The organism is Pseudomonas fjordensis (assembly GCF_976987115.1).
This window is the reverse complement of sequence record NZ_OZ336860.1, coordinates 4,506,626-4,519,398: the sequence shown is the minus strand read 5'-3', so window position 1 is coordinate 4,519,398 and position 12,773 is coordinate 4,506,626. Positions and strand designations below refer to the sequence as shown.

13 protein-coding genes are annotated in these 12,773 nt (G+C 62.8%); 6 read left to right on the top strand and 7 right to left on the bottom strand.

The window, feature by feature from the left end; all coding sequences use genetic code 11:
* Positions 1 to 276 precede the first annotated feature (276 nt).
* Both ACWHXD_RS20570 and ACWHXD_RS20565 read left to right on the top strand, forming a co-directional pair.
* Entirely contained in the window at positions 277 to 879 is a 603-nt protein-coding gene (locus tag ACWHXD_RS20570) for a hypothetical protein (RefSeq protein WP_138762939.1), read from the top strand.
* Between the two features lie 65 nt (positions 880 to 944).
* The gene (locus tag ACWHXD_RS20565) at positions 945 to 1,463 is read left to right on the top strand and encodes a DUF2846 domain-containing protein (protein WP_138762938.1); all 519 of its coding nucleotides are present in this window, start codon (positions 945 to 947) and stop codon (positions 1,461 to 1,463) included.
* A gap of 87 nt (positions 1,464 to 1,550) precedes the next feature.
* Here the strand turns inward: ACWHXD_RS20565 and ACWHXD_RS20560 are convergent, their stop codons facing one another.
* From ACWHXD_RS20560 to ACWHXD_RS20550, 3 genes are read right to left on the bottom strand one after another with little or no spacing between them, the layout of a single operon-like run.
* Positions 1,551 to 3,779, bottom strand: a complete 2,229-nt coding sequence (locus ACWHXD_RS20560) for a GMC oxidoreductase (protein WP_138762937.1) — start codon at positions 3,777 to 3,779, stop codon at positions 1,551 to 1,553.
* Positions 3,776 to 4,267, bottom strand: coding sequence for a sorbitol dehydrogenase (locus tag ACWHXD_RS20555; RefSeq protein WP_138762936.1), 492 nt, complete (start codon positions 4,265 to 4,267; stop codon positions 3,776 to 3,778). Before ACWHXD_RS20555 ends, ACWHXD_RS20560 begins: the two co-directional genes overlap by 4 nt.
* A gap of 4 nt (positions 4,268 to 4,271) precedes the next feature.
* Entirely contained in the window at positions 4,272 to 5,609 is a 1,338-nt protein-coding gene (locus ACWHXD_RS20550) for a cytochrome C (RefSeq protein WP_138762935.1), read from the bottom strand.
* 324 nt (positions 5,610 to 5,933) lie between these two features.
* Here ACWHXD_RS20550 and ACWHXD_RS20545 point away from each other — a divergent pair, with 324 nt between their 5' ends.
* Positions 5,934 to 6,500 (top strand): nucleotidyltransferase family protein, encoded by a 567-nt coding sequence (locus ACWHXD_RS20545; protein ID WP_138762934.1) that lies wholly within the window; start codon positions 5,934 to 5,936, stop codon positions 6,498 to 6,500.
* A gap of 90 nt (positions 6,501 to 6,590) precedes the next feature.
* Here ACWHXD_RS20545 and chrA read toward each other — a convergent pair whose 3' ends face one another.
* Positions 6,591 to 7,790 carry a chromate efflux transporter gene (gene chrA, locus ACWHXD_RS20540; RefSeq protein WP_138762933.1) on the bottom strand — a complete coding sequence of 400 codons (1,200 nt, stop codon included), beginning with the start codon at positions 7,788 to 7,790 and terminating at the stop codon, positions 6,591 to 6,593.
* Positions 7,791 to 7,980: 190 nt separating this feature from the next.
* Here chrA and tspO point away from each other — a divergent pair, with 190 nt between their 5' ends.
* Genes tspO through ACWHXD_RS20525 form a run of 3 tightly spaced genes read left to right on the top strand, consistent with a single transcriptional unit; the run spans position 7,981 to position 9,831 of the window.
* The gene (gene tspO, locus ACWHXD_RS20535; RefSeq protein WP_138762932.1) at positions 7,981 to 8,421 is read left to right on the top strand and encodes a tryptophan-rich sensory protein TspO; all 441 of its coding nucleotides are present in this window, start codon (positions 7,981 to 7,983) and stop codon (positions 8,419 to 8,421) included.
* On the top strand, positions 8,421 to 9,350 hold the full coding sequence (locus tag ACWHXD_RS20530; protein ID WP_138762931.1) for an alpha/beta hydrolase fold domain-containing protein: 930 nt from the start codon (positions 8,421 to 8,423) through the stop codon (positions 9,348 to 9,350). The genes tspO and ACWHXD_RS20530 overlap by 1 nt, the downstream gene beginning before the upstream one ends.
* Positions 9,340 to 9,831 carry a GNAT family N-acetyltransferase gene (locus ACWHXD_RS20525; RefSeq protein WP_098950831.1) on the top strand — a complete coding sequence of 164 codons (492 nt, stop codon included), beginning with the start codon at positions 9,340 to 9,342 and terminating at the stop codon, positions 9,829 to 9,831. The genes ACWHXD_RS20530 and ACWHXD_RS20525 overlap by 11 nt, the downstream gene beginning before the upstream one ends.
* 104 nt (positions 9,832 to 9,935) lie before the next feature.
* Here the strand turns inward: ACWHXD_RS20525 and ACWHXD_RS20520 are convergent, their stop codons facing one another.
* From ACWHXD_RS20520 to ACWHXD_RS20510, 3 genes are read right to left on the bottom strand one after another with little or no spacing between them, the layout of a single operon-like run.
* Complete coding sequence (locus tag ACWHXD_RS20520; protein ID WP_098950832.1) at positions 9,936 to 10,700, bottom strand: ABC transporter ATP-binding protein; 765 nt, start codon at positions 10,698 to 10,700, stop codon at positions 9,936 to 9,938.
* Positions 10,697 to 11,701, bottom strand: coding sequence for a FecCD family ABC transporter permease (locus ACWHXD_RS20515; protein WP_138762930.1), 1,005 nt, complete (start codon positions 11,699 to 11,701; stop codon positions 10,697 to 10,699). Before ACWHXD_RS20515 ends, ACWHXD_RS20520 begins: the two co-directional genes overlap by 4 nt.
* Complete coding sequence (locus tag ACWHXD_RS20510; RefSeq protein ID WP_138762929.1) at positions 11,698 to 12,708, bottom strand: ABC transporter substrate-binding protein; 1,011 nt, start codon at positions 12,706 to 12,708, stop codon at positions 11,698 to 11,700. Before ACWHXD_RS20510 ends, ACWHXD_RS20515 begins: the two co-directional genes overlap by 4 nt.
* Positions 12,709 to 12,773 lie beyond the last annotated feature (65 nt).

The window sequence follows — 12,773 nt, the reverse complement described above, 5'->3', positions numbered from 1 at the left end:
GGCTGATCATCAGCCAGGGCAGGGCGCTTCGCGGTCCAGGAGCCTGGCGGTGAGGAAGGGGAATCGGATTTTGCCTTCAGGCGCTGCGTGATCGTTTGAGTTTTTCGCGAGCAAGCTCGCTCCTACAGGAGTGGGTCAAGAGTGGGTTGTTATCAAGGGGCGGGTAGCCGGACAATAGATGCCGACGAGCCAGCAACGAAGCATCAGATGTGCGAACTTTTGGTTCGCTCCGCTGGGCTATACGAACTGCAAGATTACTGATCGGAAAAAAGACCAATGCTAGGGAAAGTCAGCAGTAAACATCTCGTCTGGGCCGCGATCGCACTTTGCGCGACGCTTCTGTCCGGGTGCGCTACGTCACGCTACGACGGCAAGCACGCACCGGACCCAAGTAAGGCGATCATCGTGGGTTCGGTTGGTGAGAGCTTTCCGATGATGCAGCCTCATGGGCTGGTGGTTGAGATCAAGCAACAGGGAGCCCCAGGCACCGCATTACGGCTGACGACGCTGGGCAATGAAGATGATCAGCCATCCCCCTCTGTGCTGGGCCATTACTTCATGTATGAAGTGCCGCCGGGTGAGTATGAGTACACGCAGTGGCATTACGTATATTACGCGGGTAAGTCGATGCCGCGCCCGGTGCCTGCGGTTTTCTCGGTGAAGGCCGGGGAAACCCTTTATATCGGCGATCTGCGCGTCGATGCCCTGCGCTTTTGCCTGTCCAACGTGAACAATGCTGAGGACACGGTGCCGGCGCTCAAGCGCAAGTACCCGATGCTCAAGGACCGGAACATCGTGAATCTGACGCCGAAGAGCGGTTTTGCGCCTTGGCCGAGTTCTGATGCCACTGACTTCGGTAAAGGGCTGTGCACGATCTGAATCCGGTAACGGTGACAGTCGTCGCCCCCGCCGCCCATTGATCCACGTTCAAGGAGTTTCATGCCATGCGCTGTACGCTACTCTGGGCCAGCCTGTTCGCAGGCCTGGTCTCACTGACCGGCTGCATCAGCGGTCCGGACCTCAAAGGCCAACCATTCTTCACATCACCGGCAGAGCCCCGTGCGGATGAGGCCACGGTTTACTTTTATCGCACGGCGGCGAGCATCGGTGGCGGGGTCGCCCCGACTATTCAGGTCGATGGCCGTACTGTCGGCAGCTTGCCTTCCGGTAGTTTTTTCAAGGCCGGCATTCCCGCCGGCAAACACAGCGTCGCCTCCACCTCGCCACCGATCATCAGCGGTATGGTTAACCAGCGTTTCGATATCACCGTCGAGAATGGCAAGGTGTATTACATCGCCGACCAACTCAGCACCTCTGACTACAAGGATGGGCAGACCTTGGGTGAAGTCGACGGCCGTCGTTTCAGTGGAACCATGTTTTACTCGCGCTACGCGCTTGTGCCTGCCGAGGAAGCGCTGCGTTCTATCAAGTGGTGCCAGGAGTTGCCGGCAACCGCACGGTAACCACGCGTCCAACTTCATCAAAAGCCAACTTGCCGACAGAAAACAACCCCACAATACCGCGGCATTGTGGGGTTGCTACGCCAGCGCCTACACCGCCCCGAAACGCACCTCCACCGACAGGCTGCCCTGGTTATCGCTCAGGCCAGCCCCGTAACGCCCGGCCAGGTCGTCATTGATGCACAACTGCAACTCCCCCTGCTGGCCACGCGGCAATTGCGCCTGGTTGCCCACCAGGAACGGCGCGCCGCTGGGGCCGATACGCCCGATCAACGCGCCTTCCGGTTGACCGGGCAGGGTATAGCCGGGCTTGGCGGTCAGGCCTGGGTGGCCTGCCGCGCCGACCATCCCGGTGCCCGGGTTGGCCGTCCACTGCCCACCGGTGCACACCGCCAGTTGCCAGCTCTGTCCGTTGACCTGCACGCCTGTGCCCTGCCAGGGGTCTCTGGCCTGCACCTGCACGGTACGCTTGAGCAGGTCGCTGGCGACCACGTCGGCGGCCTGAAAAGTCAGCGCGGTGATGGTCAAGGTCGGGTTGGCGGTGCCGGTGGAGGGGAACACGCCGTCGCCGACCAGGAACAGGTTGGGGTGGTCCCAGCTGCGCTGGTCTTTGTCCACCACCGACTTGTTGCGGTCCGAGCCCATGCGGTAGGTGCCCATCAGGTGGCCAGCGCCGTAGAAGGCGTAGTTCTGGTGATCGTAGTTGAACACCGTTTGCGAGCCGAGCGTGGGGTCGAGCGTGGGGTTCAGGTTGGTCAGCTCGGTGGCACCCATCAGTTTGGTGATGATATGAGTGGCGGCCAGGCGCGCCTGCTTGAAGCCCTCCTTGGTGTAGTCGGACAGTTCGTAGGCGATCTGTGGCCGAGGCAGGCCCAAGCCGTCGGTGAAATGCTTGCTACTCTCCACCCGGCACAGCGCTTCGTCGGGCTCTTTCTCCACCTGCTCAATCAAGAAGCCCAGGCGGAATTGGCGGGTCAGCACGCTGTTGAGCTGCTGCACCAGCGCCACGCCGGACAACGCCTTTTTACCAGGGTTGGCGCCGCCTTCGTTGGTGCCGTCGATGAAGTCGCATACGGCAGCGTACGGATCATTCGCCGACCAATTCCAGCCCTCGTTGCCGATCTCGATACGCCAGGCGGCACGCGTGCTGCGGAACGCACCATCGCGCATGTCCTCGATCCCCGAGGTGGACAATGGCCCACGGAACGGGAACACCGGCTTGCCTTCAGGCATCAGGCCCCAGGCCAGGTACACCGGATGGTCGGCCAGCGACTTGCCGACCTGGCCGCTGCTATTGGCCACGCCGTTGGGGCTGTGCGGGCCGATGGAGTTAAGCAGCAGCTTCGGCGTTTCGATCGCGTGGGCGGCGATCACGTAGCGCTTACCCTGAGCCGTGCCGTTCTGGCGGGTGCCATCGTTCTGGTACTGGATGAAATCGATCCCCGCGACCCCATTGGCATCGACCTGCACCTGGCTCGCCACACATTGATAGAGGATACGCACGTTGCCGGTATCCAGCGCCTTGGCCATGGTCACGGTGGCGTCATACTTGGCCTGGATCGGGCAGATCGGCGTGCAGCTGGTGTTGCCGGCGCATACCCGGCGGCCGTTGTCGTTCTGCGAGTTACGCCCGGCTGGCGTTTGCCGCACGTTGAGGGTGATGCCCTGGTACTGCGTGCCATTGATGGCCTTGCCCACACCCTGATCGACCAACGACGCAGGAATGCCGTGCATGCTGTATTGGTAGCCCTGGGGGAAGGTCACGCCCAGGTAGGTCTGTGACGCCACATCGGCAGAGACGCACATCTCTTCCTCGGCGCGGCAGTAGGCGGTCTGCAGGTCGTCGTAGCTGATCGGCCAGTCGACCCCGACCTTGTACTTGGTCTGCATACGAAAGTCGTTGGGTAACAGGCGCAGGGCCGTGCCCATCCAGTGCCACATGGTACCGCCGCCTACCCGCTCGTAGGTGCTGGCGAACAGTTGCGGCCCGTTCTGTACCAGATAGCTCTTCTGCACCTTGTCCTTGTCGTGGCTGCCGGCGGTGATCAAGTCCTGGATAGTCGCTCGCGGTGCGAACTGTTTGGCCGGGGTCTGCTCACTCTGCTCCGGTGGGTAGGGCGACTCGGGCGCCTTGAGCACGGCGGTATAGAAACGCTCCAGGTACTCGCTGCGGTTAGGCGGTATCGCCGGGCCCGACTCGAGCACCAGCACTTTCAAGCCGGCCAGGCCCAACTGATAGGCCATGACGCTACCAGCCATGCCGGCGCCCACGACGATTACATCGGCGGTTTCAATGTTCTGGGTGTTTAGAGTGCTCATGGCTGCTGCCCTTCCTTGGCGTCGACACCGGTGAATTGCTTGAGGGTCGGTGGTTGCTCGGCCCAGTAGCCGAAGTGGTACTCGCTGTAGCCCATGGGGTGGGATTGGGCGATCTTCCACGCCCAGCTTTCCTTGTAAGCCTGGTCGGAGACCACACGGATGTCACCCTTGTGGGCGGTGCCCTGGTCATAAGGTTGGTACCAGCTGCCCAGCAGCCACAGCTTCATGATCGAGCGGGCGCCCTGGGTGATTTGCGGGTCTGAGTTGCCGAGCACGGTGCTGGCGATTTGCTCAGGCGGTTGGCTCTTGATGCTGGCGTACAGCCCCAGCAGGTTGTTCAACGCTGCGGTACCCATGCCTTGCTGGGCTGTGGCCAAGAACAGCGGCGGCAGTTTGATCGGGTCGAGGGAGGGCGCCAGCAGTTTGGCTGACAGGCCAGTGAGCACGGCGGACAGGTCGACGAAGTCTTGCAGGTTCGGGTCGCTCATGGCATCACTCCTTGGCACCGGTGGATTGGGCACGTTCAAGCAGAAAGGTGAAATCGGCGAAGCTGGTGCGCGGTGACTGGGTCACCCGGGTGGTCGCGTTGTTGTGGCACTCCATGCAACTGGATGAAGCCTGCGGCGTAGTGCCCTGGTTGTAGGTTTCCAGCGTGGCGTTGGCCAGAAAGTTCGGCGCAGGCGTACCCAGCGGGTTGGTTGGCGACGGCACCAGGCAGTCATCGGCGGGGGCGGTTGGCCATTGAGTACTGATCAGTTGGTAGTTGGCCCACACCGTGCCCTTGAGCGCGCCTTGCCACTGCGCGTTGAGCTGGTGGGTTGCGGCGGTGAGCGGTATTTCTCGCACAATCTGCGAGGGCGTGGCTTTCTTCGACGGGTCCCACGGCTGTGCGGGCGGCTCGTTCACCGGGAGGTTGCTGGCTTGGGCGTTGTAGAACAGGTAGGGGCCCTTGCGCTCGTTCATGGGGGTGGTTTTTTCCGGCACGTTGCGCACGTGCTCGAAGCTGGACCACACCCACTGGGGCGCATCTTTGGTCTTGTGCACGATGTGCAGGCCGACCAGCCCGACCTTCTGCGCGTTGCACGATTCGGGGATCACCGCGCCCTTGCTCGGGTCGGCGTTGCCTGGGGTGTAGACCAGCGCGTCGATGGCGTGGAAGTCCTGCGGGTTGTCATTGCCGCCGAGTACCTTCCAGGCCGACTTGACCATGATCGCGCCGACCTGCTTGTCCTTCACGCCGCAGGAGAAGGCGATGCGGTTGTCGGCCTTGCTCAGGAACGCTTGCTGGCCTTCCTTGCTATAGAGGCCATTGTTGACGATGTTGTCGAACATTGGCTGGTTGACCATGATCGCGTTGCGCGTGTAAGTGCCGCTCTGGTCCACCAGTGGGCCGGTCTTGAACGGCTGGATGAATTCGTCGAGCACACCGGCAACCTTGCCCATCTGTTGCAATACGGGCAGGTCACCCTTGCCTTGGCAGGCGGCGGGTGGCGGCGTGTGCTGGTCCCAGGCGAGCGGCTTCTGGCCTTGGGGCAGGAAAATCGCGTAGCTCTCCTTCCACGACTCCCACACCGTCTGCCCCGGCGCGCCGATCTGCGCCGAGGTGTTGGCGCTGCCGTCGGCGTTGGCGGGCCAGTTCAGGGCGACGAAGGTCTGCCACGACAGCACGTCGAAATCGTGTTGCAGGTTGTCCAGGGTGAAGGGGGCATTGGCGGTGACGTCGAAGGGAATCGCAGGTGACAGCACTGGCGGGCTGGCCGCATCGGCCATGGCGAGCACGCTGGTGAAGCTTGCACCCAGGCACGCCAACCGTTTCAAGGTTATTTTCATTATCGTCTCCTCAGCAGATAAAGCGTCGGGACGACGAGGCGTACTGGCCCTTCATGGACCGATAGTTCAGCGTTATCCCTTACGATAGGCTGAAGGCTAGCCGTTGCGCTAAAACCCTCAGCAATATCCGACTAAAGGTAGGGATAAGCAGTATCGGCGCCCGGCGGCAGATGCACGTGTAGGCAATGGAGCAAGGTGCGGCAAGGGAATCGGATTTTGCCTTCAGGCGCTGCGTGATCGTTTGGGGTTTTCGCGAGCGAGCTCGCTCCTACAGGAGTGCCATATTCCGGTGTTATGGTTGGCGCTGACGATGGAGGATTGAACATGACATTGAGTGTCGACACCCTGCTTGAATTGGCGATGGCCAATCCGATCAATGCGCAAATCACGGCGCGGCTGCCGGAGCTTGGTGTGCAGCAGTGCATGCTCACGGCGGGCTGTTTGTTCCAGGCGGTGTGGAATCATCAGGCGAATCTGCCGGCGGCTCAGGGCGTGAAGGACTACGACGTTTTTTACTTTGACGAGGACCTGTCCTACGAGGCGGAAGACGCGGTAATTCGTGCGGCGCAGGTGCTATTCCAAGACCTGGGCGTGAACGTGGAGGTCAGGAATCAGGCGCGGGTTCACCTTTGGTACGGCCAGCGGTTTGGCCGGCCTTACCCGCAGTTACATTCGGCCCGGCAAGGGGTTGACCGTTACCTGGTGGCGGGTACGTGCATTGCGTTGGATATTGCCTCGGGCGAGGTGTATGCGCCTTATGGCTTGGAGGATGTGGAGCAGGGGCTGTTGCGTATCAACCCTTTGCATCCGGAGCCGGAGCTGTTTTTGCACAAGGCCAGGAGTTATCAGGCGCGTTGGCCGTGGCTCAAGATTGTAGCCCCAATACTGTAGGAGCGAGCTTGCTCGCGAAAAACTGACAGGCGCCGCGTTTATTCAGGAGGAGCGCGTTTTCGTTGACGTTTTTCGCGAGCAAGCTCGCTCCTACAAGTTCGGTAACGTGCCGAGTAGGCCGCCACTTATCACTACCAGCCAGGGCGGCAGTTTCCACACCATCAACGCCACCAGTGCCAGCAACGCCAGGGCGAGGTCGTAGCCGTTGAAGATCGCGCTGGTCCAGACTGGTCGATACAGCGCTGCCAACAGCAGGCCGACCACCGCCGCATTGACACCGGCCAGCGCCGCCTGGGTACGCGGGCTTTTGCGCAGGCTGGCCCAGAAGGGCAGCGCGCCAAAGATCAGCAGAAACGACGGCGCGAAGATCGCCAGCAGGGCGATCACCCCGCCAAGCCAGCCGCTCGGGGCGTGGCTCATGGAGGCGCCAAGGAACGCGGCGAAGGTGAACAGCGGGCCCGGCACGGCTTGGGTGGCGCCGTAGCCGGCCAGGAACACGTCGTTGCTCACCCATTGGCTGGGCACCACTTCGGCTTGCAGCAAGGGCAACACCACGTGGCCGCCGCCGAACACCAGTGAGCCGGTGCGGTAGAAGGCGTCTACCAGTGCCAGCGTGGGGTTGGACACCCAGCCGGCGAGGATCGGCAAGCCCATCAGCAACAGCACAAACAGCATCAACCACAAGGCGCCAGCACGGCGGCTGATGGCGATGGGCAGGGCGTCGGCTTCGGCACGGGTCTCGTACTTGAACAACAACAGGCCGGCCACGCCTGCGACGATCATGACCCCGACTTGAGCCCAGGCGGAGGGTGCCAGCAGCACCACGCTTGCGGCAATCAACATCAACGCCACCCGCAAAGCGCCTCGGCACAAACTGCGCGCCATGCCCCACACTGCTTGGGCCACCACGGCCACGGCGACAACTTTGAGACCATGCAGCGCGCCATTGGGCAGGGCGCCGCCGTAGTGGGCCAGCCCCAAGGCAAACAGAATCAGAGCGATGGCCGACGGCAAGGTGAACCCGGCCCAGGCCGCCAGGGCGCCGCCATAACCCGCCCGTGAAAGGCCCAGCGCGATGCCGACCTGGCTGCTGGCCGGGCCGGGGAGGAATTGGCACAGGGCGACCAGTTCGGCGTAGCTGCGCTCGCTCAGCCACTGGCGCCGAATGACGAACGCTTCGCGAAAATAACCCAGGTGTGCGATCGGGCCGCCAAAGGAGGTGAGGCCCAGGCGCAGGAAGATCAGAAATACTGACCAGGGGCTGCTACGGTGATCGGCGATAGGGGGCAAGGGATGCCTCGGGGCGAGCTGTTCAATCCAGCGCAGAGCGATAGGTTTCAGAACCTTAACCATTTTTTATGACGCGTAGAAGAGGCCGCCCGCATGTCATTTTTGCGCCCCACATTGAATTTATGCGCGCTGATTTGAGTCACTGAAAGCAGAGCGTTGTTTTCCACCCACTCGACCTCAAGGACCGACCATGACTTTCTTCATCTTCCTGCTTGCCTGCGCCGCTGCCGCCAGTACCGGGGTGATCTTCAAACCCGGCGCCTGGTACGAATCCCTGGTCAAGCCCAGTTTCACGCCACCCAATTGGCTGTTCCCAGTGGCCTGGACGATCATCTACCTGCTGCTGGCCTGGGCCGGTTACCGCTTGACCCTGATCCCAGGCAGCGAAATGGTATTGGCCCTGTGGGCGGCGCAGATTGCATTGAACACGCTGTGGACGCCGGTGTTCTTCGGCGCCCATCGGTTGCTCGCCGGGATGGTGATTATCGTGCTGCTGTGGCTGACCGTAGCAGCGATGGTGCTGCTGGCCGTGCGCCTGGACCTGATTACCGGCCTGATCCTGTTCCCGTATCTGGTGTGGCTGTGCATGGCCGCAGCGTTGAACTTCTCGATCCTGCGTAATAACCGCTGATGGCCTACCAGCATTGGCCCGCCAGCGAGCCCGAACTGGCACAGATGCGCCGCTTCAATCAGAAACTGGCGTGGACGCCGCGGTTCAAGATCCGCAACCGCGTCACGCCGCGCCTGATCCAGGCGCTGCTGCGCGCCAGCCAGACGTTCAAAAAGGCGCCTGTGGCGGAGCTGAAAAAGGTAGGCACGGTGCCCGTGCGCATCCTGCGCCCCAGCGGCAAGCCCAAAGGCGTGGTGTTGGATATCCACGGCGGTGGCTGGGTGATCGGCAATGCGCAAATGGATGACGACTTGAACCTCGGCATGGTCAACGCCTGTGACGTCGCGGTGGTGTCGGTGGATTACCGGCTGGCGGTCGATACACCGATTGAGGGGCTGCTGGACGACTGCCTGGTGGCGGCGCGTTGGCTGTTGGCCGACTGCCCGGAGTTTGCCGGCCTGCCGGTGATTGTTGTCGGTGAGTCGGCCGGCGGGCACTTGGCGGCGGCCACTTTGTTGGCGCTCAAGCAATGGCCCGAGTTGCTGCAACGGGTGAGCGGGGCGGTGTTGTATTACGGCGTCTACGACTTGACCGGCACTCCGAGCGTGCGCACCGCCGGGCCGGACACCTTGTTGTTGGACGGGCCAGGCATGGTCGACGCGCTGCGCCTGCTGACGCCGGGGCTCACCGATGAAGCGCGCCAGCAAGCGCCGTTGTCGCCCTTGTATGGGGACTTTGAAGGGTTGCCGCCTGCGCTGATGTTTGTGGGCGAGTTGGACCCGCTCAAGGATGACACCCTGCTGATCGCCGAGCGATGGGCGGGCGTTGAGGCGCACCTGCTGCCGGAGGCGGCTCATGGGTTTATTCATTTTCCGGTGGCGATGGCCGACAGGGTGTTGGCGTACAGCCGCCAGTGGATAACAGGTCGAATCCTTGGCAATGGGCGTTAGCATTCAGGCGGCCAAAGCCGCTGACATTCCCGAGGTGCTGAGCTTCGCTTTGCAGGCTCGCGATGAGCTGTTTCCAACGCTCAGCGCAACCGGAATGCCCCATGATCTGGCGCAGTTCGAAGCCGTTTACCTTCAGGGTGGCGGGCAGTTTCTGATTGCCCGCGCCGACGGCCAAATCGTGGCTGCGGTGGGCTATCGGCCTTATGACAGTCGTTTTCCCCAGTTGGACTACCGGGGCTGCAAGACAGTGGAAGTGGTGCGCCTGTATGTGCGCCCGGCGTTCCGTCGCTTGGGCCTGGCGGGCCAGTTATACCGCTCGTTGGAGGCGCTGGCGCGGGAGGCGGATGTGAAAGTGGTTTACCTGCACACCCATCCGTTTCTGCCCGGGGCGATTGATTTCTGGCGGCGGCAGGGCTTCGAGGTGGTGGATGTCGAGGCAGACCCGCTCTGGCAAACCACCCATATGCACCGCCTTCTGTAGGAGCGAGCTCGCTCGCGAAAAACGTCAACGATAACGCGTATTTCCTGGATGAACGCGGCGCCTGTGGGTTTTTCGCGAGCAAGCTCGCTCCTACAGGTTCAGTTTCAGTTGGAGCGCAGGCGCAGGATTTTTGCGCCGTCGAACGGGTCCGTCAGGTAATGCCCCTGCACTCCGAACGTTTCTTGCAAACGCTGTGGCGTCAGCACTTCCAGTGGCGTACCCAGCGCCACCAGTCGCCCACGATCCAGCACGGCCAGGCGATCACAGGTCAGTGCCTGGTTCAGGTCGTGCAGCGCAATCAAAGTGGTCACCGGCAAGCCTTGCACGCCTTTGAGGATCGCCAGTTGATGCTGGATATCCAGGTGATTGGTCGGCTCATCCAGCAACAAAATCTGCGGGCGCTGCGCCAGGGCGCGGGCGATGTGCACGCGTTGGCGTTCGCCGCCAGAGAGGCTGCGCCAGGCGCGTTGGCTCAGGTGGGTAGCGTCTACGTCGTGCAGCGCCTGATGCACGATGGCGTCGTCTTCACGCGACCACGGGCTCAACGCCGACAGCCATGGCGTGCGGCCCAGGGCCACGGCGTCGAACACGCGGATGGCGTCGTCGGTGTCGGCCTGTTGCTCCACGACCGCCAGCTGTTGCGCGATGGTGCGGCGCGACAACTCACCGAGGCGCTTGCCACCCAGGCGCACTTCGCCGCTGGCCGGCGGGCGCAAACCGGCGAGCAGTTTGAGCAGGGTGGACTTGCCCGAGCCGTTCGGCCCGACGATGCCCAGGGTCTCGCCCGCCTGCACGTCCAGGTCGATACCGTGCAGTAACTGCGCCTCACGCACCTTGAAACCCAGGCCGCTGCAACTGAGCACGCTCATCGGGCGTTCCTCCGGCCAATCAAAATCAACGCAAATACCGGCGCGCCTACCAGCGCCGTGACCACCCCAACGGGAATCACTTGGCCCTTGATCAGGGTGCGTGAGAGCACATCGGCGGCGATCAGAAACAGCGCGCCGCCCAAGGCACTGGCCGGTAGTAACCGCGAATGCCCGGTGCCGAGCAACAGGCGCGCAGCGTGGGGAATCACCAGCCCGACAAAACCAATGGAGCCGACGATAGACACCATCACCGCCGTGACCAACGCGGCGCAGGCCACCAGCACAAATTGCACGCGGCGCACCGGAATGCCCAGGGAGGCCGCCGAGTCGCTGCCGAAGGTGAACGCATCCAATGCACGGCGATGCCACAAGCACACCGCCAGCCCTAGCGCCGCCACCGGCACCGCCAGCCACACCGACGGCCAGCGCACGCCGCTGAGGTTACCCAGCAGCCAGAACATAATGCCGCGGGCTTGTTCGGAACTGGCCGACTTGGTGATGAGGAACGCGGTCAGGGCATTGAACAATTGCGAACCGGCGATGCCCGCGAGGATGATCTGCCCGGTGCCGCTGGACGATCCGCTGGCGCGGGCGAGCAGAATCACCAGCGCAAACGCGGCCATGGCGCCGACAAACGCCCCTGCCGACAGCGACACCAGCCCACCGCCCACACCGATCAGCACGACGAGCACGGCCCCGGTGGAGGCGCCAGCGCTGATGCCCAACAGGTACGGGTCTGCCAGCGGGTTACGCAGCAACGATTGCAGGATCACCCCGCAGGTCGCCAGCCCGGCACCGCAGGCTGCGGCCACCAGGGTGCGGGTCAGGCGGTAGTTCCACACCACGCCTTCATCGATCGGGTCCAGCGCGTAGCCTGCGGCCCAGAGCTTATTGGCGAGCACCTGCAGCACCACCTGCGGTTCGATGGCGGTTTCGCCGATGGCCACGCCGGCGAGCAGGGCGAGCAACAGCAGGGCGAGGGCAATGAGGGTGCGCATCATTGGCCCAGGTCGTAGCCGTCGATGGCCGTAGCGAGTTGTTCAAGGCCGTCGAACGTGCGCAGGCTGGCCTGCAGTGCCAGGGCGTCGAGGATGATGATGCGGTTGTGTTTCACCGCGTCCATGTTGCGGGTGACGGGGTCGCTGCGCAGGAAGGCGAGTTTTTTCTCGTGGTCGTCGGCGGGGTAGCGGCGACGGTCCATGCGTGCAATCACCAGGAAGGTGGGGTTGGCCTTGGCGATGGTTTCCCAGCCGACGGCGGGCCATTCTTCATCGGACTGCACCACGTTGTGCAGGCCCAGGGTTTGCAGCATGAATTGCGGCACGCCTTTATGGCCGGCCACATAAGGGTCGCTGGCCATCTCGGCGCTGGAGAACCACACCAGTGCGCTGGCCTGCTTCAAACCTTTGCCCTGGGCGGTGGCGATGGATGTGGCCAGGCGCGCCTTGAGCTCATCGTTCAACTGTTGGCCGCGCGCCTGCACGTCGAAAATCTGCGCAAGCTGGTGGATGCTCTGGTAAATCGTCTCGATGCGAAACGGTTGCAACCGCGTGCCGTCGGCGCCGACCAGATTGTCCTTGGCTTCGCAGTCAGAGGGCAGCACATAGGTGGGGATTTTCAACTCATGAAATTGCTCACGGGTGCCGACCACGCCTTGCGGGCCCACCACCCATTCCAGTTCGGCGGCCACCAGTTGCGGGCGCTTGGCGATCACAGCTTCAAAGCTTGGCTCGTTGTTGGCCAGGCGCTCGATGCGGTCGTTCTGTGCTTTGTACTGTGGCAACACGTTGTTGAACCACAGCGAGGTGCCTACCACTTTATCGCCCACGCCCAAGGCATAAAGCATCTCGGTGGCGGCCTGGCCGATGCTCACGCTGCGAGCGGGTGCTTGCTGGAAGGTCAGGCTGCTGCCGCAGTTTTCCACGATCAGCGGGTAGTGGCTTGGCGTGGCGTGGGCCAGGGCGCAGGCACTCAAGCCTGCGAGCAGGGCGGTAACACGTGGCAGCATGGGGCGATCTCCGAGTGAACCAGGGGTGCAGCTGGGGAGTTACGGCTCGGAAATACGCCCTGGGA